Genomic DNA, 26,923 nt, shown 5'->3' with positions numbered 1-26,923 from the left:
GTGGCCGAGATCGCGCCGCTGCGTGTGCAGCTGATCGCCAAGACGGAGTTCTCGGCGCCCCCGGACGTGCCGTGGAGCACCGACGCCGACGGCGGCGCCGCGCTGGTCGAGTTCGCCGGCCGGGCGTGCTACCAGAGCTGGGACAAACCGAACCCGCGCACCGCGACCAATGCCGGCTATGTGCGGCACATCATCGACGTCGGCCATTTCTCGGTGCTCGAACACGCGTCGGTGTCCTTCTACATCACCGGCATCTCGCGGTCGTGCACCCACGAGCTGATCCGACACCGGCACTTCTCCTACTCGCAGCTCTCGCAGCGCTATGTCCCCGAGCACGACTCGCAGGTGGTGGCGCCGCCTGGCATCGAAGACGATCCCGAGCTGCTGGAGATTTTCACCGAGGCCGCCGACGCGGGCCGTGCCGCCTACACCGAACTGCTCACCCGGCTGGAAGCCAGGCTGGCCGACCAGCCGAACGCCACGCTGCGGCGCAAACAGGCCCGTCAGGCCGCCCGCGCGGTGCTGCCCAACGCGACCGAGACCCGGATCGTGGTCACCGGGAACTACCGCGCGTGGCGACACTTCATCGCGATGCGGGCCAGCGAACATGCCGACCTCGAGATCCGGCGCCTGGCGATCGAATGCCTGCGGCAGCTCGTCGACGCGGCACCGCAGGTGTTCTCCGACTTCGAGATCGTCGTGCTGGCCGACGGGACCGAGGTGGCGACCAGCCCGCTGGCAACCGAGGTGTGAGCCGAAAGGCATTCGTGGCGCACCGGGGCGACCGGGTAATCTAAGTGCCCGTGAGCACCAGCGGATTCGACGCCCCAGCCCGGTTGGGCACCCTGTTGACCGCAATGGTGACTCCGTTCAAGCCCAACGGTGCACTGGACACCGACACCGCGGCCCGGCTGGCGAATCACCTGGTCGACGCGGGCTGTGACGGGATCGTGGTGTCCGGCACCACGGGAGAGTCGCCCACCACCACCGACGACGAGAAGATCGCGCTGCTGCGCACGGTGCTGGAAGCGGTCGGCGACCGGGCCAGGGTCATCGCGGGCGCGGGCACCTACGACACCGCCCACAGCGTGCGGATGGCGAAGGCCAGTGCCGCGGAGGGCGCGCACGGTTTGCTGGTCGTCACGCCGTACTACTCACGTCCGCCGCAGGCCGGGCTGGCGGCCCATTTCACCGCCGTCGCCGACGCCACCGACCGGCCCGTCATCCTCTACGACATCCCCCCGCGCTCGGTGGTGCCGATCGAGTGGGAGACCATCCGCGCGCTGGCCGGCCATCCGAACATCGTCGCCATCAAGGACGCCAAGGGTGACCTGCACGGTGGAGGCCAGATCATCGCCGAGACCGGGCTGGCCTACTACTCCGGCGACGACGCGCTGAACCTGCCGTGGCTGGCGATGGGCGCCGTCGGTTTCATCAGCGTCTGGGGCCATCTGGCCGCCAGTGCGCTGCGGGACATGATGACGGCCTTCGCTTCCGGCGACATCGCAACCGCCCGCAAGATCAACGTCACGCTCGGACCGTTGTCCCAGGCCCAGGCGAGACTCGGGGGGGTCACGTTGTCGAAGGCCGGTCTCCGGCTGCAGGGATTCGAGGTCGGCGAGCCGAGGTTGCCGCAGATTCCGGCCACCGACGAACAGGTCGAGGAGCTCGCCGCCGACATGCGCGCAGCCGGGGTGCTGCGGCAGTGAATTCCGAACTCACTCCACCGGGGCCGCTGGCCCCCGGCGGGCTGCGGGTGACCGCGCTCGGGGGAATCAACGAAATCGGCCGCAACATGACCGTTTTCGAGCATCTCGGTCGTCTGCTCATCGTGGACTGCGGGGTGCTGTTCCCCACCCATGACGAGCCCGGCGTCGACCTGATCCTGCCCGACCTGCGGCACCTCGAGAACCGGCTCGACGATATCGAGGCGCTCGTCGTCACCCATGGCCACGAAGACCACATCGGGGCGATCCCGTTCCTGCTCAAGCAACGCGCCGACATCCCCATCGTCGGCTCGAAGTTCACGCTCGCGCTGGTGGCCGAGAAGTGCCGTGAACACCGCCTCTCGCCGAAACTGGTGGAGGTGGCCGAAGGACAGAAGAGCACCCACGGCGTCTTCGAATGCCAGTATTTCGCGGTCAACCACTCGATTCCGGGGTGCCTGGCCATCGGCATCCACACCGGCGCGGGCACCGTGCTGCACACCGGTGACATCAAACTCGATCAGCTGCCGCCCGACGGCAGGCCCACCGACCTGCCCGGGATGTCGCGTCTCGGTGACGCCGGCGTTGACCTGTTCCTGTGCGACTCGACCAACTCCGAGATCCCGGGCGTCGGGCCGTCGGAGAGCGAGGTCGGTCCGTCGCTGCATCGTCTGATGCGCGGCGCCGACGGTCGGGTGATCGTGGCGTGCTTCGCGTCGAATGTCGACCGGGTGCAGTCGATCATCGACGCCGCGGTTGCGTTGGGGCGCAGGGTCTCCTTCGTGGGCCGGTCGATGGTGCGCAACATGGGCATCGCCCGCCAGCTCGGCTATCTCAAGGTCGCCGACGAGGACGTCCTCGACATCGCCGCCGCCGAGATGATGCCGGCCGACCGGGTGGTGCTGATCACCACCGGCACCCAGGGTGAGCCGATGGCCGCACTGTCGCGGATGTCCCGCGGTGAGCACCGCAGCATCACGCTCACCGCAGGCGATCTGATCATCCTGTCGTCCTCGCTGATTCCCGGCAACGAGGAGGCGGTGTACGGGGTGATGGACTCGCTGGCCAAGATCGGTGCCCGAGTCGTCACCAATCAACAAGCGCGCGTGCATGTCTCGGGTCACGCATACGCCGGCGAACTGCTTTTCCTCTACAACGGGGTGCGCCCGCGCAACGTCATGCCCGTGCACGGGACGTGGCGGATGATGCGCGCCAACGCCGCGCTGGCCGCCAGCACCGGGGTGCCGGAGGAGAACATCGTGCTCGCCGAGAACGGCGTCAGCGTCGACCTGGTGGCCGGCCGGGCGGGTATCGCCGGCGCGGTACCCGTCGGCAAGATGTTCGTCGACGGACAGATCACCGGCGACGTCGGCGACGCCACCCTGGGCGAGCGCCTCATCCTGTCGTCGGGCTTCATCGCGGTGACGGTGATCGTGCGTCGCGGGACAGGGAAGCCGGCCGCGCCCGCCCATCTGCACTCACGGGGTTTCTCCGAAGACCCCAAGGCACTCGAACCCGTCGCCCGCAAGGTGGGTGCGGAGTTGGATCAACTCGCGTCGCAGAACGTGACCGACCCGGCCCGCATCGCGCAGGCGGTGCGCCGGACGGTGGGCAAGTGGGTCGGAGAGACCTACCGCAGACAGCCGATGATCGTGCCGACGGTCATCGAGATCTAGCGGAGGTCGAGGCGTCGAGGGCCGGCCGCACTTCGGCGGACCCTGTCCGTCGAAGTGTCATGGCTACCCCTCGTCAACCATGACCTGCGGCCGTCCCTTGACTGTCCACGGTGTTGCTCTACCCGTATTATCCACAGCGGGACACCATGCGCAATACGTCATGACAGATTGCCGGCCGCCGCTCTGCAGCAAATTCTGCCAATAGCGGGTCCGCTGCCTGATGCCCCTGCGATGCAGCGTCTTGCTGGAGTTTTTGACTGCTCAATTATCTAAGGGGGTCTCGTCAGCACATCCGGAGAGAATTCGGAATCCTGCCGTCGCAGCGGGGCGGGGTGCATATTTCGGACTCCGCTGCGGTGTTTGCTGAAGAATGGTGCCGGTCAGATGGGTTCGAGTCGATACCCCATGCCGCGCAACGTCGCGAACCGGTTCGCCCCCAGCTTGCGGCGCAGGTACCGGACGTAGACGTCGACGACGTTGGACCCCGTCTCGTGGTCGTGCCCCCAGACCTGGTTCAGCAGTTGTTCGCGAGAGAGCACCTGGCCCGGATGGCGCAGGAAGGTCTCCGCCAGCTTGCATTCGCGCGCCGACAGATCCACGGCGTAGTCACCGACATGCGCGCGGCGGGTGCGCAGATCCAGCAACAGGCTCCCGTATGCCAGTGTCGTCGATGCCGCGCGACCCGCGGTGAGCCGCAGCCGCACCCGCGCCAGCAGGTCCTCGAACCGGAACGGCTTCACGACGTAATCGTCGGCGCCCTCCTCGAGCGCCGCCGTCGTGTCGGCCACGCCGGCGCGCGACATGAGCATCACCACCGGAAGCGGGCTGCCGTCGGCACGCAACCGCCGCAGCACGGCGAAACCGTCCATTCCGGGCAGGTCGGTGTCGAGCAGCATCAGATCGAAGCCGCCATTGCGCGCAGAGAAGTAGGCCGACCGCCCGTCGGTCACCAGTGTCACCGAATAACCGTTGGAGGACAGTCCTTTTCGGACAAAAGTGGAAACGCGTGGCTCGTCCTCGGCGATCAGGATGGCGGTCATGGCCGCACCGATTCGGAGTCGAGCATCACGTCCCCCTCATGCCCCACAGAAAGCGGCGAGCGGACCCTGCGAAGAACCGGGGAAGAACCTGGCTTCCAGCGTCCACCCGACAGGATTCGATGCTACGCCGGTTCCGGGCGCGCCCGCCCCGACGTCATCGTTCGGCCAGAACCGTCCATTCGACGGGGGAAGCGCTCACCTCGCGGCCGGTCGGGCGGATGTAGGTATCGCGGAAATAGCTCGGACCGGCCTGCTCGACGAGACGCCAGCCGTGTCCGGCCAGCAGCTCGCCGACCTGTTCGGGAACCACACCGGACCGCCACACCTGACTGCGCTTACGGAACCGGCGGTACACGGCGTCGGCGCCGTAGAGGTTGGTGCCGTCGATGAAGTCCTGCCGGATATAGGTGAAGACGAGCTTGCTGCCGGGCGCGGCGCCGGCGAGCTGTGCCAGCGTGGCATGCACCGCCTCCGGACTCAGGTACTGCGTGACGCCCTCCCAGATGAAGAAGGTGCGCTGTTCGGGGCGGTACCCGTGCGACTCCAGCGCAGGGATCAGCGGGTCTTCTTCCAGGTCGACCGGAACAAGGTGCACCGACGCCGGCACGGCGCCGAACACCCGGTGCAGCACGGCGGCCTTGCGGTCGACGTTGACGGGCCGGTCCACCTCGAAGACGGGCAGGTCGCCGTGCCGCGCGATCCGGCATGCCCGCGTGTCCAGCCCGGCGCCCAACACCACCACCGCATCGGTGTCGTTCAGCGGGTCCGACAGGCGCTCGTCGATGTACCGCTTGCGGCAGGCGATGCTCGCCCACAAGCCGGGCCCGGAGCGGTCGGTGACGGTCGCGGCCGCCCGGCGAAAGGCCGCCACCCGGGTCAGCCGGACCAGCAGGCGCAACCGGCCGGGCAGGAACGACTCGGCCAGATCGTCGTGGACCAGGCGCTGCAGCGGCGGTTCATTCTGCTCGATCGCCGCCAGCACCATCGGCCCGAAGGCGGTCTGCGCGGCGGCATTTCGGGCAGTCATCGTTTATTGATATACCCCGCGTCGACCGGCAGCGTGATCCCGGTGACGTAGCGGGCGGCGTCGGACACCAGCCAGAACACCGCGTTGGCGATGTCCTCGGGTTCGAGCGCCGACACCGGCAGCGCGTTGCCCATGTCGGGCCCGCCCTCGCTCTGTTGCGCCATCCCATCCAGCCAGGAGCGGGTGAACTCGTTGTCGATCATCGGGGTGTTGACGGCCGCCGGATGCACCGAGTTGACCCGAATGCTGTACTGGGCAAGGAAATTGGCGTAGACGCGCATGATCCCGACGATGCCGTGCTTGGCGGCGGCGTAGCCCACCGAACCGGCGATCGGCGCACCGAGACCGATCAGGCCTGCGACCGAACTGGTCAGCACGATCGACCCGCCGTTGCCGAATTTCACCATCGGCTTCATCGCGACGTCGACCGTGTTGTACACCCCGGTGAGATTGACGTCGATCACGTCCTGCCACGCGTCGGCCGACGCCATCGGCGCGATCCCCGCGTTGGCGACCACGATGTCGAGGCGGTCACCCAGCTTCCCGGTGCCGTCCCGCACGGCGGCCTTCACGGCGTCGCGGTCGCGGACGTCGGCCTGGTACGTGACGATGCGCGCGCCCGCGTCCTCGACGAGCTTGGCCGTGGCGGCCAGATCCTCGGGCGTGGCCAGCGGGTACGGGACGGAGTCGATCTGCGCGCACAGATCCAGCGCGATGATGTCCGCGCCCTCGGAGGCCAGCTTCACCGCATGCGCGCGGCCCTGCCCCCTCGCGGCGCCGGTGATGAAGGCGACCTTGCCGGTGAGCTCACCCATCCTGACCCCGCTACGGCCGCAGCCGGCCCTTGGCCGGGTCGCCGGCCACCACGGGTTGCAGCATCTTGATGTCGGGGGCGCCGTCGAGGAGCTCGCCGACGGTGCCGAACAGCGTGGCCACCGCGGGCGCCGTGCTGTGTTTCTGGAGTGCGTCCGCGTCGGCCCACTGCTCGACGAACACGAAGGTGCCGTCGGCTTCGTGCAGCGCGTAGAGGTCACAGCCGGGCTCGTCGTGCACCGACTCGATGGCCGCCTGGCACGCGTTACGGACTGCGTCGACGGACTCGGGTTTGGCCTTCATGGTGGCGATGACGACAACAGGCATGCGATCTCCTCGCTGGGTGGTTCTGGACAGCTGTCCACCCTACTCAGGCGACGTGTGGCGGGTCACACCGCGTCAAGTCGCTGGTCAGCGACCGACACCAATCTGTGACCAGTGTGGCAGATGGTGCATCTGAGGCGTTTGCGACTAGGCTTACCCCCATGGCGAGTAAGACCGCGGCCCGATCTGCAACACGTCAGACCAGGTCAAAGGCCCCATCCCGGGGCGGAGCGCGGCCTGCCCGCCCGCCTGCGCGACGCAAACCCGCTCGGCGTCATCCGTCACCGGTCGCCACGGCTGGGACGGCGGTCGGTCGCGGCATGCGCGCCGGCTGGCTGATGCTGGCCAAGGGGGCCGGAAGCACGGCTCGGTCGGTCGGTCGGGCCCGCGAGCTGGAGCCCGGACACCGCCGCGACGGCATCGCCCTTGCCCTGCTGGGACTCGCGGTCGTGGTGGCAGCCAGTTCGTGGTTCGATGCGGCACGGCCGGTCGGCGCCTGGATCGACACGACCGTGCGGATCGTGATCGGTTCGGCCGTGGTTCTGGTGCCGATCGTGCTGGCGACCATCGGCGTCATCCTGATGCGTTCGGAGCCCGACCCGGAGTCGCGCCCCCGGTTGATCCTCGGCTTCGCGATGGTGGCGCTGCCCGCGCTCGGACTGTGGCATCTGTGGTCGGGCGCGCCGCAGGACCCGACCGCGCGGCAGCACGCCGCCGGCTTCGTCGGCTTCGTCGTCGGCGGACCGCTGTCCGACGGGGTGACCCCGTGGATCGCCGCGCCACTGCTGTTCATCGGTGTGCTGTTCGGTCTGCTGCTGGTCACCGGCACGACGATCCGCGAGGTGCCCGCGGTCGTCCGCGACATGTTCACCACCCGCTGGCAGCGCGAGTACGACGACGAGTACGACGACTACGCCGACGAGTACGACGACCACGACGGTGACCCCGACGCGGCCGACGATTTCTCGGACGGCTACTACGACGACGCCGACCCCGGCCGGGACGACGCGGCGTGGCCGACGGCCAACCAGCCGACCGAACCGTTGGAGAAGCCTGCCGCCCGAGTCCTTCCCGCCTCCCCACCCGCTGCACTTCCCGCCACCCCACCCGCTGCCCTTCCCGCCGGTTCTCCGATGGACAACTACCCGATCGAGGACGACGCGCCGACGACACCGGAACCGGCCGGCCGCTCCCGCAAGAAGCCGCGTAAGGAGCCCGCGCTCTCGCTGGACCGGGTCGTCGAAGGGCCGTACACGCTGCCGCCGCTGGACCTCCTCGTCGCCGGCGACCCGCCGAAGCGGCTGACGTCGGCGAACCAGCAGATGACCGACGCCATCACCTCGGTGCTTCAGCAGTTCAAGGTCGACGCCGCGGTCACCGGGTGCACCCGCGGACCGACCGTCACCCGCTACGAGGTCGAGCTCGGACCCGGCGTCAAGGTCGAGAAGATCACCGCGCTGACCCGCAACATCGCGTACGCGGTGGCCACCGAGAGCGTGCGCATGCTCGCGCCGATCCCGGGCAAGTCGGCCGTCGGCATCGAGGTGCCCAACACCGACCGCGAGATGGTGCGCCTGGCCGACGTGCTCACCGCGCCGTCCACGCGACGCGATCACCACCCGTTGGTGATCGGATTGGGCAAGGACATCGAGGGCGATTTCATCTCGGCCAACCTCGCCAAGATGCCCCACCTGCTGGTCGCCGGCTCCACCGGTTCCGGTAAGTCCAGCTTCGTCAACTCGATGCTGGTGTCGCTGCTGGCCCGGGCCACCCCGGAAGAGGTCAGGATGATCCTGATCGACCCGAAGATGGTGGAGCTGACGCCGTATGAGGGCATCCCGCACCTGATCACGCCGATCATCACCGAACCGAAGAAGGCCGCCGCCGCGCTGGCCTGGCTCGTCGAGGAGATGGAGCAGCGCTACCAGGACATGCAGGCGTCGCGGGTGCGGCACATCGACGTGTTCAACGAGAAGGTGAGATCGGGCGAGATCACCGCGCCGCTGGGCAGCAACCGGGTGTACAAGCCGTATCCCTACATCCTGGCGATCGTCGACGAGCTCGCGGACCTGATGATGACCGCTCCGCGCGATGTCGAAGAGGCCATCGTCCGGATCACCCAGAAGGCGCGCGCCGCAGGCATCCACCTGGTGCTGGCCACCCAGCGCCCGTCGGTGGACGTCGTCACGGGCCTGATCAAGACCAACGTGCCGTCGCGGTTGGCGTTCGCCACGTCGTCGCTGACCGACAGCCGCGTCATCCTGGACCAGCCGGGCGCCGAGAAGCTGATCGGCATGGGCGACGGCCTGTTCCTGCCGATGGGCGCCAACAAGCCGATCCGCCTGCAGGGTGCGTTCATCACCGACGAGGAGATCCACGCGGTCGTCTCGGCCACCAAGGACCAGGCCGAACCCGAGTTCGTCGAGGGTGTCACCGCGGTCAAGGCGGGGGAGCGCAAGGACGTCGACCCCGACATCGGCGACGACATGGATGTCCTGCTGCAGGCCGTCGAGCTGGTGGTGTCTTCGCAGTTCGGCTCGACCTCGATGCTGCAGCGCAAGCTGCGCGTCGGGTTCGCCAAGGCGGGCAGGCTGATGGACCTGATGGAGACCCGCGGCATCGTCGGGCCGTCGGAAGGGTCGAAGGCGCGCGAGGTGCTGGTCAAGCCCGACGAGCTCGCGGGCACGCTGGCGCTGATCCGCGGCGGCTCAGACGCGAACGGCGCCGAGGACCCAGACGGGGACGAGCCGGACTTCTAGCCGGCGGAGTCAGAGGGTGAGCAGCATCCGGGTGTTGCCCAGGATGTTCGGCTTGACGTAGGACAGGTCCAGGAACTCGGCGACACCGGTGTCGTAGGAACGGCACATCTCCTCGTACACCTCCGAGGTGACCGGGGTGCCCTCGATCTCCTGGAAGCCGTGCCGCCCGAAGAACTCCACCTCGAAGGTCAGCACGAAGATCCGTCGTAGATGCAGGTCGGCCGCCACCGACAGGAGCCGCTCCACGATCGCGTGGCCGACGCCGCGGCCCAACGCCTTCGGATGCACCGCGACCGTACGCACCTCGCCGAGGTCGGACCACATCACGTGCAGGGCGCCGCAGCCGATCAGTTCGCCGTCGATCTCGGCCACCCAGAACTCCTGCACCGACTCGTACAGCGTCACCAGGTTTTTCTCCAGCAGGATCTTGCCCGCATAGATGTCGACGAGCGCCTTGATGGCCGGCACGTCGGATGTCCTTGCGCGGCGCACCAGGAGCTGACCGGTGGCCGCGTCCGGATCTGCGCTCATGCTCCGAAGGGTATCGGCTGAGGCAACCAGTATTCTGTGGCGGTGCCGGGCCAACCACATACCGATCCTGTGGTTCCCCGTGCCCGGGTCGCGAACCTCGCCAACCTGCTCACCGGCATCCGGATGGCGCTGGTACCGGTATTCCTGTTCGCGCTGTTCGCCGGCGACGGTCAGGAAACGTCGTGGCGGATAACCGCATTCGTCGTGTTCGCAGTCGCGGTGATCACCGATCGCTTCGACGGGGCGTTGGCCCGCAGTTACGGAATGGTCACCGAGTTCGGCACTCTGGCGGACCCGATCGCGGACAAGGCCCTCATCGGGTCGGCGTTGGTCGGGCTCTCCGTCCTCGGGGACCTGCCGTGGTGGGTGACCGTGGTGATCCTGGTCCGCGAGCTCGGGGTGACGCTTCTGCGCCTGGTGGTGTTGCGCCGCGGCGTGATCCCGGCCAGCCGCGGCGGCAAGCTGAAGACCCTCGTGCAGGCCGTGGCCATCGGGTTGTTCGTGCTTCCGCTGTCCGACGGATGGCTGACCGGCGCCTGGGTGATCATGCTCGCCGCGGTGGCACTGACCGTCACCACCGGGGTGGACTATTTCGTGTCGGCGGTGAGGGACTGGCGTGGACGATCCGCTGGTCAATGACGACGCGCGTGCCCTGATCGCCGATCTGACCGTGCGCAGGCAGACGGTGGCGACGGCCGAATCGTTGACCGCCGGGCTGTTGGCCGCCACCCTGGCCGGCGTGCCGGGCGCCAGCACGGTGCTGCGGGGCGGCCTGGTCACCTACACCGTGGAGACCAAGGCCGAACTGGCCGGTGTGGCCCCCGAGCTACTCGCCGAAGTCGGTCCCGTCGCCGAACCCACCGCTCGTGCGCTGGCCGTCGGCGCGATGCAGCGCTGCGGGGCGACCTGGGGTGTCGGCCTCACCGGGGTGGCGGGTCCGGAACCTCACGGAGGGCACCGGGTCGGCACCGTGTTCCTCGGCCTGGCCGGGCCGGTGGACACCGACGTGGTGCGGTTACAGCTCGCGGGCGGACGCTGGGACATCCGGCTGGCCGCCGTGCACGCCGCGGTGCACCGGCTGCGGCTGCTGGTCGAGCGGCAGTGAACAACGGTGCCGCGTTCGGGAACCATCCGGGCGGCATCGAGCGTTGGTCTGGAAAGCACACCGACGACAATCGGAAGGGGCGCGCGATGACGACACTGCTGCGGGAGGTCATCGGCGACGTGCTGCGTCGCGCCCGGGTCGAGCAGGGGCGGACCCTGCGGGAGGTCTCGGATTCGGCGCGGGTGAGCCTGGGCTACCTGTCGGAGGTCGAGCGCGGCCGCAAAGAAGCCTCCAGCGAGCTGCTCAGCGCCATCTGCGGGGCGCTGGACGTCCCGCTGTCGCGGGTGCTCTCCGAGGCCGGTGACGAAATGGCCGTCGAGGAAGCGCGGGTGGCGGCGCCCGAGCCCATCGGCACCGCCGGTATCGACGTCACCACCAAGGTCGTCATTCCGCAGGTCGTGTCGATGGCGGTGGCCTGACCGCTTCCCCGTGCAGGGGTGTGGCGACTGCGCGGACCCGATAAGTTGGGTCTAGGTACTTGCCGGTACAACCGACACAGTTCGACAGACACGAAGGCGGAATGAACTCATGGCCAATCCGTTCACCAAGGCGTGGAAATACCTCATGGCGCTGTTCAGCTCCAAGGTCGATGAGTACGCCGACCCGAAGGTGCAGATCCAGCAGGCCATCGAGGAGGCTCAGCGTCAGCATCAGGCGCTGACGCAGCAGGCGGCGCAGGTGATCGGCAACCAGCGTCAATTGGAGATGCGGCTCAACCGCCAGCTCGCCGACATCGAGAAGCTGCAGGTCAACGTCCGTCAGGCACTCACCCTGGCCGATCAGGCTGTCGCTGCCGGTGATGCGGGCAAGGCCACCGAGTACAACAACGCCGCCGAGGCGTTCGCCGCGCAACTGGTCACCGCAGAACAGAGCGTCGAGGACCTCAAGGCCCTGCACGACCAGGCCCTGCAGGCCGCCGGCCAGGCCAAGAAGGCCGTCGAGCAGAACGCGATGGTGTTGCAGCAGAAGATCGCCGAACGCACCAAACTGCTGTCCCAGCTCGAGCAGGCCAAGATGCAGGAGCAGGTCAGCGCCTCGCTGCGGTCGATGAGCGAGATCGCCGCCCCCGGCAGCACGCCGAGCCTCGACGAGGTCCGCGACAAGATCGAGCGCCGCTACGCCAACGCGATGGGCTCCGCCGAGCTGGCGCAGAACTCCGTGCAGGGCCGGATGATGGAGGTCCAGCAGGCCAGCGTGCAGATGGCCGGGCACTCGCGGCTTGAGCAGATCCGGGCGTCCATGCGGGGCGAGCAGCTTCCCGCCGGGGGCGCCACCCAAGCCACCCCGGCGCAGTCCCCGGCCACCCCGGCGGCCAATCCGGCACCGGAAAACCCGCTGTCGCAGTAACTTTCGACGGGAGTTAGTGGTGAGTACCCGAACCGGCAGACCAGAGGCGTGGCGTTCGTTGGCGCAGCGCGGTATCGACACCGCCGCGGATTGGTCGGACATGGTGGCCGAAAAGCTCCATGCCGCCGCCGATCCGCGCGCCAAACTGCTGCGCAAGCGGCGTTGGGCGCTGCGGCTGGGGGTGTTCTTCACGCTGTCGACGGTGTTGTGGGTCGGGGTGACCGCGCTGCTGGCCTCCTGGAGCACACCGGTCTGGGCGCTGTTCATCCCGGCGCCGATCGCGGTCGGGGCCGGGTTCCTCGCGACGCTGGCGTTCCTGCGCTACCGGTGGCTGCGGGGCGAACCCCTACCGCCGCAGCGGAGCAGGGCCGCACGTCGGCTGCCGCCGCTGGGGTCGGCGGCCCGCCAACCGATGGCCTCGCTGGCGGCGTCCGAGCGCGGGCTGTTCTCGCTGTTGGGAGTCATGGAGCGCGGGCAGCTGCTGCCCGCGGGCGAGCTGCTCGAGTTGCGGGTGGCCGCCGAGCAGACCGCCGCGACGATGGCCGCGACCGCCACCGAAGTGGTGTCGATGGAGAAGGCCGCCAGATCGGCGCCGCAATCTCGCGCCTACCTGGCGCCCACGATCACCGCGTACACCACCCAACTCGACCGCGGCGCCCGTCAATACAACGAGATGGTTTCCGCGGCAGCGCAATTGGTGTCCGCCGCGAATTCCGGCCCGATGTCGCGCTCGCCGATGACGCAGCGCCGGTACCGTGACGAGCTCGGGATGGCCACCGACCGGCTGACCGGCTGGGCGCAGGCGTTCGACGAGTTGGGCCGGCTGAAACAGGCCTGAGAACGCCTGAGCCGGACCCGAGCCGAGCGTGGCTCAGAAGGTCGGACGAAGTGACGGCACCACCAGCCCGGCGAGCGCCCGCAGCGGTGCCTTGATCAGGAAGTCGGCGTAGTCGAAGTAGTCGCGCCACAGCGTGACCTGGCCGGCGTCGTTCAGCTCGAACGTGCCGCACACCCAGAACTGCAGCCGCAGCTTCCCGAAGACCAGCGCATCGGTGCGCTCGGTGAGCACTGTGGCGCCTGCGCCGGTCCGCTCTTCGCGCAAGCGCCCATCGGTGCCGGTCCGCTCTTCGCGCAAGCGCTCATCGCTGGCGGCGATGCGGTGGAACTTCACCAGGAACCCGAACTTGCCTTCGCCGCGGCGCAACATCTTCATGATCCTGCTGCGCCCCCGGATGGACGGCAGGCCGACGTTCTGCCAGACCAGATCGGGCGCCGCCAGCGACTCGAAAGTGTCGAAATCCTGCTCCGCCAGCGCGAAAAGGAACTTGCGAACCGTGTCGGGGGCGTCGGTGGTGGCGGTCGGCCGCAGTGTGGCCTGGGCATCGTCGGTCATATCGCCCGAGCCTAACCGCGGACGGTGTGGCAGGGTAGCCCGCATGCGCGTTGCCGTGGTCGCAGGACCTGACCCGGGGCACGCTTTCCCGGCGATCGCGCTGTGCCTGAGGTTTCTGGCGGCCGGGGACCACCCCACGTTGCTGACCGGAACCAAATGGCTCGACACGGCGCGTCGGGAAGGCGTCGATGCGGTCGAACTGCTCGGCCTGGACCCCACCGCCGACGACGACGACACCGACGCCGGCGCCAAGATCCACCACCGCGCCGCCCGGATGGCCGTCCTCAACAAGGACCCGATCGCCGCGCTGGCACCGGACCTGGTGATCTCGGATTCGATCACCACCTGTGGCGGGCTGGCCGCCGACCTGCTGGGACTGCCGTGGGCGGAACTGAACACCCATCCGCTCTACCACCCGTCCAAGGGTCTGCCGCCGATCGGCAGCGGGCTGGCACCGGGAACCGGCCTGCGCGGCCGGCTGCGCGATGCGGTGCTGCGGGCACTCAGCGCCCGCTCGTGGCGTGCCGGCCTGCGCCAGCGGTCCGAAGCGCGGGTCGGGATCGGGCTGCCCGCCGCGGATCCGGGCCCGGTGTGTCGCCTGATCGCCACGCTGCCCGCACTGGAGGTGCCTCGCCCGGACTGGCCGGCAGACGCGGTCGTCGTGGGTCCGCTGCACTTCGAGCCGACGACGCACGTGCTGCGGCTGCCCGCCGGGGACGGCCCCGTCGTCGTGGTGGCCCCGTCGACCGCGACGACCGGTGCGGTCGGGCTGGCCGAACTGGCGTTGGCGACGCTGGTGCCCGGCGAGGTGCTGCCCGAGGGGGCGCGGGTGGTGGTGTCGCGCCTCGAGGGACCCGACGCCGAGGTCCCGCCGTGGGCGGTGGTCGGTCTCGGCCGGCAGGACGAACTGCTGGCGAAGGCGGATCTGCTGATCTGTGGCGGCGGGCACGGTACGGTCGCGAAGTCGTTGCTGGCCGGCGTCCCGATGGTCGTGGTCCCCGGCGGGGGAGACCAATGGGAGATCGCCAATCGCCTTGTCCGCCAAGGCAGTGCGCAGCTCGTCCGGCCGCTGACCGGTTCGACGCTGACCGCCGCCGTGCAGGAAGTGCTCGGCTCGCCGGGCTATCGGGAGGCTGCCCGCCTTGCCGGGGCGGGCGTCGCGGACGTCGCCGATCCGGTACGGGTGTGCCACGCCGCCCTCGGGGCCCCGGCGTAAATTGGCCCCGTGCGGTTGACGGAATTCCAGGAGCTCGTCGCGGGACAGTTCGGTGCGGTGCGGGCGTCGTCGATGCTGGTGGACCACGTGCTGACCAGCATGGGAGGCCGCACCGCCGCGCAGGCCATCGAGGACGGCGTCGAGCCGCGCGACGTGTGGCGGGCGCTGTGCGCGGACTTCGACGTCCCGCGCGACCAGTGGTGAATCTCAGCGCCGGCGCTCCCGCATCCTGGGGCCCGCCGCACCCGGATGATCCGCGACAGGACCGTCGCACGCGGTGCGTCCAGGATCGGTCAGGCGGTGCGGTCACCGACGACGCGCGCCAGGAACTCCAGCTGGTCGGCCCTGGCCTTCGGGTCGTGATAGATGTCGAAATGGCCGTACGGGTAGCGGCGCAGTTCGCCACGGGGGGCGCGGTGCGCCGCCTCGACCGACGGTCCCGGCGGGGTGACGACGTCGTCGTCGCAGACACACAGCAGCACCGGCATCCGCAGTTTCGCGGCCTTGCGGCCGGGCCGGTTGAACGCGAACGTGAACATGAGGCGGTCCGAGTATGGCTTCGAAGCCGGGCTTGGCGTCCGGTGAGGTGAGTGCGGCGACGGTGCCGGGGGAGCCGACGGCGGCCACCGTGTGTGGCGGCCGTCCGCGCCACGCGCCGACCTGGTCGCGCACGGCGGCGATCAGCAGCAGGGGGATGTTCCTCGGCGGTATCTCGCGCAGGGTGGCGAGTGCGTCGGTGAACGGCGCCTGCGCGATCACCGCGGCGATCCGGGGGTCCTCGGCGGCGACGGCGAGCACGTGGCCGCCGCTGAACGACGAACCCCACACCACGATCCGGTTCGGGTCGACACCGTCGAGGTGGCGGGCCCACGCGATCACCGTGTGGTAGTCGCGGCGCTGCTCGGCGATGTCGAGCAGCTGGCGGGGCTCACCGGTCGACGCGCCGAAGTGGCGGTAGTCGAACAGCACGACGGTGTGGCCGGCGGCGCAGAACGCCTCGGCGTAATCCGGAAGACCGTCGTCGCGGGTGCCGGTGAAGCCGTGTGCCATCACGATGCATGCGGTGCCACCGCCGGTGACCTGCGGTCGGTACACGTACGCCGCGATCTGCCCGCCGTCGGCAGGGATCTGGACCTCCTGGCGCGTCATACCCGGAAAAGATAGTCCGTCGGCGTGTCCGCTTGAATCGAACACCTGTTCGTCTACTGTGGGGGGAGTTCGACCCAGCGACTTGTCGGTGGCCTCGCATAGCGTCACGGCCAACCGACCGAGAACCGGTCAACAACGACTACCGGAGAGGTATCACCATGGCTCAGCAAGCCCCCGATCGCGAGAAGGCCCTGGAGTTGGCGCTCGCACAGATCGACAAGAACTTCGGCAAGGGCTCGGTGATGCGGCTCGGCGAAGAGGTGCGCCAGCCGATCGCGGTCATCCCCACCGGCTCCATCGCCCTGGACGTCGCGCTCGGTATCGGCGGGTTGCCCCGTGGCCGCGTCGTCGAGATCTACGGTCCGGAGTCCTCCGGTAAGACCACCGTCGCGCTGCATGCCGTGGCCAACGCGCAGGCCGCGGGCGGCATCGCGGCGTTCATCGACGCCGAGCACGCGCTGGACCCGGACTACGCCCAGAAGCTCGGCGTGGACACCGATGCCCTGCTGGTCTCCCAGCCCGACACCGGTGAGCAGGCACTCGAGATCGCCGACATGCTGATCCGGTCCGGTGCGCTGGACATCCTGGTCATCGACTCGGTCGCTGCCCTGGTGCCGCGCGCCGAGATCGAGGGCGAGATGGGTGACAGTCACGTCGGCCTGCAGGCCCGCCTGATGAGCCAGGCGCTGCGGAAGATGACCGGCGCGCTGAACAATTCGGGTACCACCGCGATCTTCATCAACCAGCTTCGCGAGAAGATCGGTGTGATGTTCGGGTCCCCCGAGACCACCACGGGTGGCAAGGCGCTGAAGTTCTACGCGTCGGTCCGTATGGATGTGCGCCGCATCGAGACCCTCAAGGACGGTACCGACGCGGTCGGCAACCGCACCCGCGTCAAGGTCGTCAAGAACAAGGTGTCGCCGCCGTTCAAGCAGGCCGAGTTCGACATCCTCTACGGCAAGGGCATCAGCCGCGAAGGCTCGCTCATCGACATGGGTGTCGAGCACGGCTTCATCCGCAAGTCCGGATCCTGGTTCACCTACGACGGCGAGCAGCTGGGGCAGGGCAAGGAGAACGCGCGAAACTTCTTGCTGCAGAACGTCGATGTGGCCAACGAGATCGAAAAGAAGATCAAAGAGAAGCTCGGTATCGGGGCCCAGTTGACCGACGACGCGAACGATGACGCTCTTCCCGCTCCCGTCGACTTCTGATCCGGCGGAGGCCGACGAGTCCACCAAGCGTGGCGAGCAGGCGCGGGCATTGTGCCTGCGCCTGCTCACCGCCCGGGCGCGCACCCGTGCCGAGCTGGAGGCTGCGCTCGCCAAGCGCGGGTATCCCGACGACATCGCCGCCGCCGTCCTCGACCGGCTGACCCAGGTCGGACTCGTCGACGACGAGGACTTCGCCGAACAGTGGGTGCGGTCGCGTCGCCTCAACGCCGGAAAAGGCAAGCGCGCCTTGGCCGCCGAGCTGCGTAAGAAGGGCGTCGACAACGAGGTGATCGACGGTGCGTTGGCCGGGATCGACGCCGGCGCCGAACGCACCCGTGCCGAACAGCTGGTTCGCGACAAGCTGCGTCGCGAGAAGCTGGGCGATCCGGACGACAGGGACGCCGAGAACAAGGTGGCGCGACGTCTGGTCGGCATGCTCGCCCGGCGTGGCTACAACCAGACGATGGCGTTCGATGTGGTCACGGCGGAGTTGGCGAACGAAAGGGAACGCCGGAAAGTGTGAGCCCGGGGGAGTGATCTGCGCTTCCCCCTCTCACATTATTGGGCACCCCCGGTCTTGCGGCAAGACCCGGGTCCGGCCCCAGAATCAGCTGCCGTGACCACAACACACCACAAAGACGCCTACAAAGACACCCGCGATGACAGCCGCGATGACGGCGGCGATCCGAACGGCGACACCGACCATGCGGTGGTGGTCGGCGGCGGTGGGCCCACCGGGATGATGACCGCGGCCGAACTCGCGCTGGCCGGGGTGGACGTAGCTGTCGTCGAGCGGCGCACCACCCCGGAGATCACCGGCTCGCGTGCGGGCGGCCTACTGTCGCGGACCCTGGAGATCCTCGACCAGCGTGGCGTCGTCGACCGCTTCCTGTCGGCGGGGGAGACGATGCAGGTGCACGGGTTCGCCCAGGTGCGCCTCGACGTCAGCGACCTTCCCACCCGTCACCCCTACGGTCTTGCGTTGTGGCAGAAGCATATTGAGCGCATCCTGGCCGAGTGGGTCGACGAGCTCGCCGTCCCCGTGTACCGGGGGCGTGAGGTCGTGGGGGTTCGGCAGGACGGGGCCGGCGTGGACATCGAACTGTCCGACGGCCGGGTCCTGCGGGCCGGTTACCTCGTCGGCTGCGACGGCGGGCGCAGCCTGATCCGCAAGTCGGCAGGCATCGAGTTCCCCGGGTGGGAGCCCACCACCAGCTATCTGCTCGCTGAGGTCGAGATCGCCCCCGAGGATGGTCGGGAACCCGAGTGGGGCATCCGGCGCGACGCACTGGGCGTACACGCGCTGAGCCGCTCCGACGACGGACCGGTGCGGATCATGGTGACCGAACAGGACCTGCGCCGCTCCGGTGTCCCCGACCTGGCAGAGCTGCGCGAGGCGCTCGTCACCGTGTACGGCACCGACTTCGGAATCCACAGCCCCACCTCGATTTCCAGGTTCACCGACACGGCGCGACAGGCGGTGGCCTACCGCAGCGGGCGAATCCTGCTCGTCGGGGATGCCGCGCACGTGCACCATCCGGTCGGCGGACAGGGCCTCAACACCGGAATGCAGGATGCGGTGAACCTGGGATGGAAACTGGCCCAGGTGGTCCAGGGGAGGTCGCCGGACACGCTGCTCGACACCTACCACGACGAGCGGCATCCGGTCGGTGCCCGCGTGCTGCGCAACGCCGTGGCCCAGATGGCGCTGCTGCGTCCGGACGACCGCACCACGGTCCTGCACGGCGTCGTCTCCGACATGCTCGACATCGATGAGCCGCGGAGGCGTTTCGCCGCGATGATGTCCGGGCTCGACATCCACTACGACCTCGGGGACGGACACCCGCTGCTGGGGCTGCGCATGCCCGACCTCGACCTGGAGACGGCGCACGGCCCCACCCGGGTGTCCGCGCTCCTGCGCCAGGCCAGGCCGGTACTGCTCGACCTGGGCGCGCCCGACGCCATCGATCTGACCGGATGGGAAGCGCGAGTGCGGATGGTCAGGGCCAACGCAGCGACCGTGTGGGAGCTCCCGGTGATCGGTGAGGTGCCCGCGCCCGCGGCGGTGCTGATCAGGCCCGACGGCCACGTCGCCTGGGTGGCCGGGGACAGCGCAGCGGCACCGGCCGAGGCCGCCGCTAGGTGGTTCGGGGCCCCCACGGGGAGGCGGTGAAATCCGCGGTCAGACTCCGGGTGATGGTGCGGCGCAACGCGATCAGTGCGGCAGCCATGAGGATGGCCGTCCACGAGGAATCGACGCTCAGCCGCAGCAGCCCAGCGGCGATGAGGAGTTCGACAGTCACCCGCAGCGCGGGCATCGGTTTGCCGAACACCGCCAGCGCGGCCACGCCGAGCACGATCCCGGCGATCGCCAGACACCAGGATGCGCCGACTACGAAGCTCACGGCGCCGGCGGTGGGACGCGCGGGGCTTTCAGCAGCTCGATCTCGCGCTGCTCCTGGGCGATCTCCCGGTTGAGGAAGTAGTTCAGCACCGTGCGGATGGTCGCGATCGCCGCCAGCTTGCCGATCTCCTCGAACGACGGTGAGATCGCGGTGCGCAACACGTCGGCGGCGAGCTGAAATTCCAGCCCCAGCACCAGGAACCGGGCCAGTGTCAGCCGCACCGCCGAGAACTGGTTGATACTGCGGCGGCTCAACGCGACGACGAACTTGGCGATGGCCACGACCGCGCCGATCATGATGACGACGGCGCCGCACGCCTCGATGAGCCGGACCATCAGGTCGACCATGTCGCGCAGCGTCGACTCGGGCAGCACCTCGAACGCGTACCGGGTTGCGGTCATCTCACCGGCAACTCACACGCCGCGGCTGCGGTCGCCCTGCAGGTCCAGCGGCTCGGCCTCCATGGGCGCCGGGCCCTTGCGGGATCTACGCATGCGCCGTTCCAGCCGCGTGGCCAACCATGACAGCGTGAAGTTCAGCGCGATCATCAACAGCGCGATCACGATCAGCGCCGGGATGTAGTTGCCGTACGCCGAGCCGATCACCGTGCCCTGACGCACCATCTCGACGAACGTGATCTGGTAACCGAGCGCGGTGTCCTTCAACACCACCACCAGTTGCGAGATGAGGACGGGAAGCATCGAGGTGATCGCCTGCGGCAGAAGAATCGACCGCATCGTCTGACCCCAGGTCAACCCGAGCGCGGACGCCGCCTCCGTCTGGCCGCGCGGCAGGGCGTGCACGCCCGCGCGCACGATCTCGGCGATGACGGCGCCGTTGTACAGCGTCAGACCGGTGATGACGCCCGCCAGCGCCAGGTGCTTGGACGGGAAGACGTCGTAGAACGCATACAGGAAGTAGGCGAAGATCATCATGATCAGCACCGGCACCGCGCGGAAGAACTCGACGAACACCGACGACGCCCACCGGATCGCGGTGTGTGTCGACAGTCGGCCCACGCCGAGCACGAAACCGAGCGCGAGCGCGAGCACGATCGACACCGCGGCCGCCGTCAACGTGCCCTCGATGCCGGGCAGGACGTAGGTACGCCACAGATCGGCGGTCAGGAACGGTTCCCACTTCGCCGCGGTGAGCTGGCCCCGGGAGTCCAGCCGCGCATACACCACCCACGCCACCAGCAGCACGACCACGACCGTGACCGCGCTGACCGCGTGATTGCGAAGCCGTGCGCGCGGCCCGGGGACGTCGAACAACACAGAGCCGGCCACTAGTGGGCCACCGCCATTCGCTTACCGAGCCAACCGAACAACAATCCCAGCGGCAGCGTGAGGATCACGAAGCCGAGCGCGAAGATCCCGCCCACGACCAGAACGGCCGCGGTGTTCTCGATCATCTCCTTCATCAGCAGCGCGGCTTCGGCGACGCCGATGGCCGACGCGATCGTGGTGTTCTTCGTCAACGCGATCAGCACCGAGCCCAGCGGGATGAGGACTGCGCGGAAAGCCTGCGGCAGCAGCACGATTCGCAGGTTCTGTCCGAATGTGAAGCCGAGTGAGCGGGCCGCCTCGGCCTGGCCGAGGGGGACGGTGTTCACCCCCGAGCGCACCGTCTCGCACACGAACGACGCGGTGTAGACGGTCAGCCCCAGCACCGCCAGCCGGAAGCCGCTGTCAGCGATGAACGTCGCAGACTGTCTGTCGGCCAACGTGAGCCCCAGCGTCTGGGACAGCCCGAACGAGCTGAACAAGATGATCAGCGTCAGCGGCGTGTTGCGCACGATGTTGACGTACGCGGTGCCGATCCAGTTGAGCATCGGCACCGGTGCGAGCCGCATCGCGGCCAGCACCGTGCCGAGCACAAGCGCACCGATCGCCGCGAGCACGGTGAGCTGGATCGTCGTCCAGAACGCGGCGAGAATCTCCGCGCGATACTCGGTGAAAACCTCCACGTGCGGCTCCGGTGGCTACCTGGTCGCTCAGTTGTCGAGCGGCGGGGGTGTCGGCGCGGTGATCCCGGCCGGGCCCAGGTTCTTGTCGAACGCTTCCTTCCAGGCTCCGCTCTCCTCCATCTTCCTCAACGCGTCGTTGATCTTGGTGCGCAGCTCGGTGTCGTCCTTCTTCAGGCCGATGCCGTAGCGCTCCTCCGAGAACGGCTCGCCGACGATCTTGAAGGCACCCGGGCTCTGCGCGGCGTAACCGGCGAGGATCACCTCGTCGGTGGTGACGGCGTCGACGGCGCCGTTCTTCAACGCGTCGATGCACGCCGAGTAGGTGTCGTACTGCTGCAGCTGCACGCCCTGGTACTTGTCCTTGATCTTCTGCGCCGGCGTCGAGCCCGACACCGAGCACAGGATCTTGTTGTTCTCCAGCGATGCCTCACCGGTGATGTCGGTGTTGTCCGAGCGCACCAGCAGGCTCTGCCCGGTGATCAGGTAGGGGCCGGCGAACGACACCTTCTCCTTGCGCGCGTCGGTGATCGAATAGGTCGCCGCGATGAACGTCACCTGACCGTTCTGGATCAGGTTCTCGCGCTGCGCCGACGGTGATTCCTTCCACTCGATCTTGTCGGGGGTGTAACCGAGCTCGCCTGCGACGTAGGTGGCGACGTCGACATCGAACCCGCTCATGGTGCCGTCGGGGTTCTTCTGGCCCAGGCCCGGCTGGTCGAACTTGGTTCCGATGACGATCGTGTCGCCTCCGCCGCCGGCGCCTCCGCCGCCACCGTCACCGCCGCCGCACGCGGTCGCTGCGAACGGGAGTGCGGCGGCCAGCGCGAGCGCGCCGACGACGCGCGCGGACAGGGACTTGGGGGACATGTGGTGATTCCTTTCGTCGGAACTGGCGGTCAGTGGTGGAGGATCTTGCCGAGAAAGTCCTTGGCGCGGTCGGTCTGGGGGTGCTCGAAGAACCGGGCGGGTTCGGCGTCCTCGACGATGGCGCCGTCGGACATGAACACCACGCGGTTGGCGGCCCTGCGCGCGAAGCCCATCTCGTGGGTGACCACGAGCATCGTCATGCCGTCCGTCGCCAATCCGGCCATCACCGCCAGCACTTCGTTGATCATCTCGGGATCCAGTGCGCTGGTCGGTTCATCGAACAGCATCACCTTGGGATTCATGGCCAGTGAGCGGGCGATCGCGACGCGCTGCTGCTGGCCCCCGGAGAGCTGCGCGGGATACTTGTCGGCCTGGTTGGCCACACCGACCCGCTCGAGCAGGCTCATCGCCTTCTCCCGCGCCTGATCCTTGGATGTCTTGCGCACCTTCATCGGTGCGAGTGTCACGTTCTCCAGAATTGTCTTGTGCGCGAACAGGTTGAAGGACTGGAACACCATGCCGACATCGGAACGTAGCTGGGCCAGGCCGCGCCCCTCCGCGGGCAGCACCTTGCCGTCGATCGCGATGGTGCCCGAATCGATGGTCTCCAGACGGTTGATGGTGCGACACAACGTCGACTTGCCCGAACCCGACGGCCCCAGCACGACGACGACCTGTCCCTGACCGACGTCGAGGTTGATGTCCTTGAGGACGTGGAGGGAGCCGAAATGCTTGTTGACCGCCTTCATCGAGATCATCGGCACATCAGGGGACTCCCTGGGGCTCTCCATGCGTGATGACCTTACCCAGGGAAGGTCCAACATGCAGGAACTCCGCGATCTGGTGATTAACCCGTCGCTTCGCTTGCCCCGTGTGTTTCCCCCGTCGCTTCGCTCGCCCCGTGTGTTTCCCCCGTCGCTTCGCTCGCCCCGAGTGATTCCCCCGTCGCTTCGCTCGCCCCGCGTGATTTCGGGGCGGCCCCGGGTGCTCCGTAGGATGGGGCCGTGACTTCCACGGTGACGCAGCAGGCGAGCGGGCCTTCACCCGATCGCTCCGCGCGCACCTTCGAGGTCCGTACGTACGGCTGCCAGATGAACGTGCACGACTCCGAGCGCCTCGCGGGCCTGCTCGAAGGCGCCGGGTACCGGCGCGCGGGCGAGGGCGCCGACGCCGACATCGTGGTGTTCAACACCTGCGCCGTGCGGGAGAACGCGGACAACAAGCTGTACGGCAACCTCAGTCATCTCGCCCCCCGCAAGCAGTCCGATCCGGACATGCAGATCGCCGTCGGCGGGTGCCTGGCCCAGAAGGACCGGGACTCGGTGCTGCGCAAGGCCCCCTGGGTCGACGTCGTGTTCGGCACCCACAACATCGGTTCGCTGCCGGCCCTGTTGGACCGGGCCCGGCACAACCGCGTCGCCCAGGTGGAGATCGCCGAGGCGCTGCAGGAGTTCCCGTCGGCGTTGCCCGCCAGTCGCGAATCCTCTTACGCTGCTTGGGTTTCCATCTCAGTCGGCTGTAACAACACGTGCACCTTCTGTATCGTGCCCGCGTTGCGCGGCCGGGAGGTCGATCGCCGCCCCGGCGACGTGCTCGCCGAAGTGCAGTCGCTGGTCGACCAGGGTGTCCTGGAGATCACACTGCTGGGGCAGAACGTCAACGCCTATGGTGTGTCGTTCGCCGACCCGACGGAACCCCGCGACCGGGGTGCATTCGCGAAGCTGCTGCGCGCGTGCGGCCGCATCGACGGGCTGGAACGGGTGCGCTTCACCTCACCGCATCCGGCCGAGTTCACCGACGACGTCATCGAGGCGATGGCCGAGACGCCCAACGTGTGCCCGACGCTGCACATGCCGCTGCAGTCGGGCTCGGACCGGATCCTGCGCGCGATGCGCCGCTCGTACCGCGCCGAACGCTACCTCGGCATCATCGACCGCGTGCGCGCGGCGATCCCGCACGCGGCGATCACCACGGACCTCATCGTCGGCTTCCCCGGCGAGACCGAGGAGGACTTCCAGGCCACCCTCGACGTCGTCGCTGCCTCCCGATTCTCCAGTGCCTTCACCTTCCAGTACTCCAAGCGGCCGGGCACCCCGGCTGCCGAGCTCGCCGACCAGGTACCCAAAGCCGTTGTGTCCGAACGCTATCAACGGTTGATCGAACTCCAGGAGCGGATCTCGCTGGAAGAGAACACCGCCCAGATCGGGCGGCGCGTCGAGTTGCTGGTGGCCACCGGGGAGGGGCGCAAGGATGCGGCCACCGCGCGGATGTCGGGCCGGGCCCGGGACGGCAGGCTGGTGCACTTCGCGCCCGGCGCCGTCGGCAGCGAGGTCAGGCCGGGCGACGTCGTGGTGACCACCGTCACCGGCGCTGCCCCGCACCATCTGATCGCCGATGCCGGGCTGATCGAGCACCGACGCACCCGTGCGGGCGATGCGCACGCAGCCGGACAGAAGCCACGTACCGGCGTCGGCCTGGGCATGCCCGCCGTCGGTGCGCCGGATCCGCTGCCCGCGACCACGGGATGTGCACGATGAACGCGGAGGCGCACGGCGCGAACGGCTTCGACCAGTTCAAGGGCGACCTGGAGGCCGCCGAGCGGCGCATCGCACGCGAGATCGACCCCGGGGTGAGGGCATTGTTCCTGGCGATCCTGGTGTTCGTGCTGCTGGCGACGCTCCTGCTGCCGCACACCGGCGGGGCCAGGGGGTTGGACGTGCTCACCGGCTCCGGGGCCGCCGTCGACAACGGTGTCGCGCTGCCGTCGCGGGTCTTCGCGTGGTTCTCGCTCGTCTTCGGCGTCGGGTTCTCGATGCTGGCGCTGCTGACCCGGCGGTGGACGCTGGCCTGGATCGCGCTGGCCGGCTCCACGGTGGCGACGTTCCTGGGACTGCTGGCCGTGTGGTCCCGCCAGACCGCGCCGGAACCCTACCCCGGGCCGGGGCTGGGCCTGATCACGGCGTGGTTTGCGGTGATACTGCTGACCTACCACTGGGCCAGGGTGGTCGCGACGCGCACCGCGCTGCAGCTGGCCGCCGAGGACCAACGGCGTCGCGCCGACTCGGAGGGGCAGAACAAGAGCCTGCTCGACACCTTCCCCGACGAAGGCGACAACGACCCACCCAAGGAGTAGCGGCTAGCGCTTCCGGCTCAGCGAGTCGGCGGCCGCCTCGGCCCATTGTCGCCACTGCTCGGCACTGGCGCGGGCCTGCTCGGCATCCTTGGTGCGACCTGCCGCGGCCGCCTTCTCCGCCTGCCGTTCGAACTGCTCGGCGCGGGCCCGGAACTGCTCGGCGCGGGCCTTCGCCTCGGGATCGACACCGCCGGTCGGGGCGTCGCGGATTTTCTTCTCGACCGCGCGCATCCGGCGCTCCAGCTCCGGCGCACGCTCCCGGGGCACCTTGCCGATGGCGTCCCACTTGTCGCCGATCGCGCGCAGCGCCGCCCTGGCCGCGTCCAGATCCGAGGCGTCGATCCGCTCGGCCTCGGCCAGCAGGGCCTCCTTGGCCTGGGCGTTGGCCCGGAACTCCGCGTCGCGCTCCGCGGTGGCCGCGTTACGCGCCGAGAAGAACTTGTCCTGGGCGGATTTGAAACGCTGCCACAGCGCGTCGTCGACGTCCTTGGCCGCGCGCCCGACCGCTTTCCACTCGGTCAGCAGATCGCGGAACGTCGCAGAAGTCGGACCCCATTCGGTCGAATCACACAGTTCCTCCGCGCGCTGGCACAGCGACTCCTTGGCCTGTCTGGCGCCCGCCCGTTCCCGGTCGAGGTCGGCGAAGTGTGAGCCGCGACGGCGGTTGAACGTCTCGCGGGCCGCCGAGTAGCGCTTCCACAATGCATCGTCGACCTTGCGGTCGAGGCCGGTGATCGTCTTCCATTCGTCGAGAATGGCCCGCAGCCGGTCGCCGGCAGCCTTCCACTGGGTGGAGTTGGCCGCGATGTCCTCGGCCTCGGCGGCCAGCGCCTCCTTGCGGGCGGTCTGGGTGGCGCGGTGCTCCTCGCGTTTGGCTTTCTCCTCCTGCGTGGCGCTCTCGGCGTGCTCGACGATCGCGGCCAGCCGCGCGGCCAACGAATCGACGTCGCCGAGCACGTGCGCCTCGGGCAGGGTCTCGGCCAGGGTCGCCGCCGCCGAACGGATCTTGCGGGCGTCGCCCGAACCCGACGCCAGGCGGGTCTCCAGCAGCACCACCTCGGTGTGCAGGTCGTCGAAACGGCGCCCGAAGTGCGCGTAGGCGGCCTCGGCGTCGCCGGCCTGCCACGAGCCGATGGTGCGTTCACCGGAGGAGGTGATCAGCCACACCGTGCCGTCGGGATCGACGCGGCCGAAGCGGTGCGGATCGCTGGTGGGGGCGGTGCCCACCACCGGGGCGGCGGCGGGCACGGCG

Annotated in this window: 29 protein-coding genes and 1 pseudogene; 16 read left to right on the top strand and 14 right to left on the bottom strand. The window is 68.8% G+C overall.

The genetic code is table 11. The features are described from left to right. Genes thyX through BN976_RS00655 form a run of 3 tightly spaced genes read left to right on the top strand, consistent with a single transcriptional unit; the run spans position 1 to position 3,382 of the window. Complete coding sequence (thyX, locus tag BN976_RS00665) at positions 1-753, top strand: FAD-dependent thymidylate synthase (protein WP_011779612.1); 753 nt, start codon at positions 1-3, stop codon at positions 751-753. A 44-nt stretch (positions 754-797) separates the two neighbouring features. After that, a complete protein-coding gene (gene dapA, locus BN976_RS00660) occupies positions 798-1,709 on the top strand; it encodes a 4-hydroxy-tetrahydrodipicolinate synthase (RefSeq protein WP_011779613.1) in 912 nt (303 codons plus the stop codon). Continuing rightward, entirely contained in the window at positions 1,706-3,382 is a 1,677-nt protein-coding gene (locus tag BN976_RS00655) for a ribonuclease J (protein ID WP_011779614.1), read from the top strand. The genes dapA and BN976_RS00655 overlap by 4 nt, the downstream gene beginning before the upstream one ends. Before the next feature lie 380 nt (positions 3,383-3,762). On the opposite strand, the gene BN976_RS00650 is transcribed toward BN976_RS00655, so the two are convergent. From BN976_RS00650 to BN976_RS00635, 4 genes are all read right to left on the bottom strand, one after another. Further along, positions 3,763-4,422: a response regulator transcription factor gene (locus tag BN976_RS00650; protein WP_036367084.1), complete on the bottom strand. Its 660-nt coding sequence runs from the start codon at positions 4,420-4,422 to the stop codon at positions 3,763-3,765. 154 nt (positions 4,423-4,576) lie between these two features. Next, positions 4,577-5,449, bottom strand: coding sequence for an SAM-dependent methyltransferase (locus BN976_RS00645; protein WP_036367078.1), 873 nt, complete (start codon positions 5,447-5,449; stop codon positions 4,577-4,579). Next, on the bottom strand, positions 5,446-6,264 hold the full coding sequence (locus tag BN976_RS00640; RefSeq protein WP_011779617.1) for a mycofactocin-coupled SDR family oxidoreductase: 819 nt from the start codon (positions 6,262-6,264) through the stop codon (positions 5,446-5,448). The genes BN976_RS00645 and BN976_RS00640 overlap by 4 nt, the downstream gene beginning before the upstream one ends. A 10-nt stretch (positions 6,265-6,274) precedes the next feature. Then, a complete protein-coding gene (locus BN976_RS00635; protein WP_036367075.1) occupies positions 6,275-6,589 on the bottom strand; it encodes a putative quinol monooxygenase in 315 nt (104 codons plus the stop codon). Between the two features lie 158 nt (positions 6,590-6,747). Between BN976_RS00635 and BN976_RS00630 the strand changes: the two genes are divergently transcribed. Further along, positions 6,748-9,345: an FtsK/SpoIIIE family DNA translocase gene (locus tag BN976_RS00630; RefSeq protein WP_199558871.1), complete on the top strand. Its 2,598-nt coding sequence runs from the start codon at positions 6,748-6,750 to the stop codon at positions 9,343-9,345. Positions 9,346-9,354: 9 nt separating this feature from the next. Here the strand turns inward: BN976_RS00630 and BN976_RS00625 are convergent, their stop codons facing one another. Further along, positions 9,355-9,876, bottom strand: coding sequence for an amino-acid N-acetyltransferase (locus BN976_RS00625; protein WP_011779620.1), 522 nt, complete (start codon positions 9,874-9,876; stop codon positions 9,355-9,357). A gap of 42 nt (positions 9,877-9,918) precedes the next feature. On the opposite strand from BN976_RS00625, the gene pgsA reads away from it, so the two are divergent. The 5 genes from pgsA (at position 9,919) to pspM (ending at position 13,166) form a co-directional block, all read left to right on the top strand. Continuing rightward, the gene (gene pgsA / locus BN976_RS00620; RefSeq protein ID WP_036368887.1) at positions 9,919-10,515 is read left to right on the top strand and encodes a CDP-diacylglycerol--glycerol-3-phosphate 3-phosphatidyltransferase; all 597 of its coding nucleotides are present in this window, start codon (positions 9,919-9,921) and stop codon (positions 10,513-10,515) included. Continuing rightward, positions 10,493-10,981, top strand: a complete 489-nt coding sequence (locus BN976_RS00615) for a CinA family protein (protein ID WP_011779622.1) — start codon at positions 10,493-10,495, stop codon at positions 10,979-10,981. The genes pgsA and BN976_RS00615 overlap by 23 nt, the downstream gene beginning before the upstream one ends. 86 nt (positions 10,982-11,067) lie before the next feature. After that, entirely contained in the window at positions 11,068-11,400 is a 333-nt protein-coding gene (gene clgR, locus BN976_RS00610; RefSeq protein WP_011779623.1) for a transcriptional regulator ClgR, read from the top strand. 109 nt (positions 11,401-11,509) lie between these two features. Continuing rightward, positions 11,510-12,328 (top strand): phage shock protein PspA, encoded by an 819-nt coding sequence (pspA, locus tag BN976_RS00605; RefSeq protein WP_011779624.1) that lies wholly within the window; start codon positions 11,510-11,512, stop codon positions 12,326-12,328. A 19-nt stretch (positions 12,329-12,347) separates the two neighbouring features. Then, positions 12,348-13,166, top strand: a complete 819-nt coding sequence (gene pspM, locus BN976_RS00600; protein WP_011779625.1) for a phage shock envelope stress response protein PspM — start codon at positions 12,348-12,350, stop codon at positions 13,164-13,166. Between the two features lie 33 nt (positions 13,167-13,199). Here the strand turns inward: pspM and BN976_RS00595 are convergent, their stop codons facing one another. Continuing rightward, the gene (locus BN976_RS00595; RefSeq protein ID WP_036367063.1) at positions 13,200-13,721 is read right to left on the bottom strand and encodes a limonene-1,2-epoxide hydrolase family protein; all 522 of its coding nucleotides are present in this window, start codon (positions 13,719-13,721) and stop codon (positions 13,200-13,202) included. Between the two features lie 43 nt (positions 13,722-13,764). Between BN976_RS00595 and BN976_RS00590 the strand changes: the two genes are divergently transcribed. Next, positions 13,765-14,937, top strand: coding sequence for a glycosyltransferase (locus BN976_RS00590; RefSeq protein ID WP_036367052.1), 1,173 nt, complete (start codon positions 13,765-13,767; stop codon positions 14,935-14,937). A gap of 9 nt (positions 14,938-14,946) precedes the next feature. Then, positions 14,947-15,141: a DUF3046 domain-containing protein gene (locus BN976_RS00585; RefSeq protein WP_011779628.1), complete on the top strand. Its 195-nt coding sequence runs from the start codon at positions 14,947-14,949 to the stop codon at positions 15,139-15,141. 89 nt (positions 15,142-15,230) lie between these two features. Here the strand turns inward: BN976_RS00585 and BN976_RS00580 are convergent. Then, positions 15,231-16,086: pseudogene (locus BN976_RS00580) on the bottom strand (alpha/beta hydrolase). 158 nt (positions 16,087-16,244) lie between these two features. Here BN976_RS00580 and recA point away from each other — a divergent pair. The 3 genes from recA (at position 16,245) to BN976_RS00565 (ending at position 19,470) form a co-directional block, all read left to right on the top strand. Then, positions 16,245-17,297: a recombinase RecA gene (gene recA / locus BN976_RS00575; RefSeq protein WP_011779645.1), complete on the top strand. Its 1,053-nt coding sequence runs from the start codon at positions 16,245-16,247 to the stop codon at positions 17,295-17,297. After that, positions 17,266-17,820, top strand: coding sequence for a recombination regulator RecX (recX, locus tag BN976_RS00570; RefSeq protein WP_011779646.1), 555 nt, complete (start codon positions 17,266-17,268; stop codon positions 17,818-17,820). The genes recA and recX overlap by 32 nt, the downstream gene beginning before the upstream one ends. 216 nt (positions 17,821-18,036) lie before the next feature. Further along, positions 18,037-19,470: an FAD-dependent monooxygenase gene (locus BN976_RS00565; RefSeq protein ID WP_235621986.1), complete on the top strand. Its 1,434-nt coding sequence runs from the start codon at positions 18,037-18,039 to the stop codon at positions 19,468-19,470. On the opposite strand, the gene BN976_RS00560 is transcribed toward BN976_RS00565, so the two are convergent. Genes BN976_RS00560 through BN976_RS00535 form a run of 6 tightly spaced genes read right to left on the bottom strand, consistent with a single transcriptional unit; the run spans position 19,436 to position 23,296 of the window. Next, the gene (locus BN976_RS00560) at positions 19,436-19,702 is read right to left on the bottom strand and encodes a hypothetical protein (RefSeq protein ID WP_036367047.1); all 267 of its coding nucleotides are present in this window, start codon (positions 19,700-19,702) and stop codon (positions 19,436-19,438) included. The two genes, BN976_RS00565 and BN976_RS00560, sit on opposite strands and share 35 nt — an antisense overlap. Beyond that, positions 19,699-20,103: a DUF1622 domain-containing protein gene (locus BN976_RS00555; protein WP_036367045.1), complete on the bottom strand. Its 405-nt coding sequence runs from the start codon at positions 20,101-20,103 to the stop codon at positions 19,699-19,701. Before BN976_RS00555 ends, BN976_RS00560 begins: the two co-directional genes overlap by 4 nt. Positions 20,104-20,115: 12 nt before the next feature. Continuing rightward, positions 20,116-20,991, bottom strand: a complete 876-nt coding sequence (locus tag BN976_RS00550; RefSeq protein WP_011779650.1) for an amino acid ABC transporter permease — start codon at positions 20,989-20,991, stop codon at positions 20,116-20,118. Then, the gene (locus tag BN976_RS00545) at positions 20,991-21,671 is read right to left on the bottom strand and encodes an amino acid ABC transporter permease (RefSeq protein WP_011779651.1); all 681 of its coding nucleotides are present in this window, start codon (positions 21,669-21,671) and stop codon (positions 20,991-20,993) included. Before BN976_RS00545 ends, BN976_RS00550 begins: the two co-directional genes overlap by 1 nt. Positions 21,672-21,698: 27 nt before the next feature. Then, on the bottom strand, positions 21,699-22,538 hold the full coding sequence (locus BN976_RS00540; RefSeq protein ID WP_036367041.1) for a glutamate ABC transporter substrate-binding protein: 840 nt from the start codon (positions 22,536-22,538) through the stop codon (positions 21,699-21,701). Between the two features lie 29 nt (positions 22,539-22,567). Then, positions 22,568-23,296 (bottom strand): amino acid ABC transporter ATP-binding protein, encoded by a 729-nt coding sequence (locus BN976_RS00535; protein ID WP_086008497.1) that lies wholly within the window; start codon positions 23,294-23,296, stop codon positions 22,568-22,570. Positions 23,297-23,542: 246 nt separating this feature from the next. Between BN976_RS00535 and miaB the strand changes: the two genes are divergently transcribed. After that, a complete protein-coding gene (miaB, locus tag BN976_RS00530) occupies positions 23,543-25,075 on the top strand; it encodes a tRNA (N6-isopentenyl adenosine(37)-C2)-methylthiotransferase MiaB (RefSeq protein ID WP_011779654.1) in 1,533 nt (510 codons plus the stop codon). After that, a complete protein-coding gene (locus BN976_RS00525; protein ID WP_036368883.1) occupies positions 25,072-25,671 on the top strand; it encodes an Rv2732c family membrane protein in 600 nt (199 codons plus the stop codon). The genes miaB and BN976_RS00525 overlap by 4 nt, the downstream gene beginning before the upstream one ends. 3 nt (positions 25,672-25,674) lie before the next feature. Here the strand turns inward: BN976_RS00525 and BN976_RS00520 are convergent, their stop codons facing one another. Then, a complete protein-coding gene (locus tag BN976_RS00520) occupies positions 25,675-26,919 on the bottom strand; it encodes a DUF349 domain-containing protein (RefSeq protein ID WP_235621985.1) in 1,245 nt (414 codons plus the stop codon). Between the last annotated feature and the right edge of the window lie 4 nt (positions 26,920-26,923).

The organism is Mycolicibacterium austroafricanum, from assembly GCF_000612725.1.
Lineage (GTDB): Bacteria > Actinomycetota > Actinomycetes > Mycobacteriales > Mycobacteriaceae > Mycobacterium > Mycobacterium austroafricanum.
The sequence above is the reverse complement of the archived record's forward strand: the minus strand, read 5'-3'. Positions and strand labels throughout refer to the sequence as shown.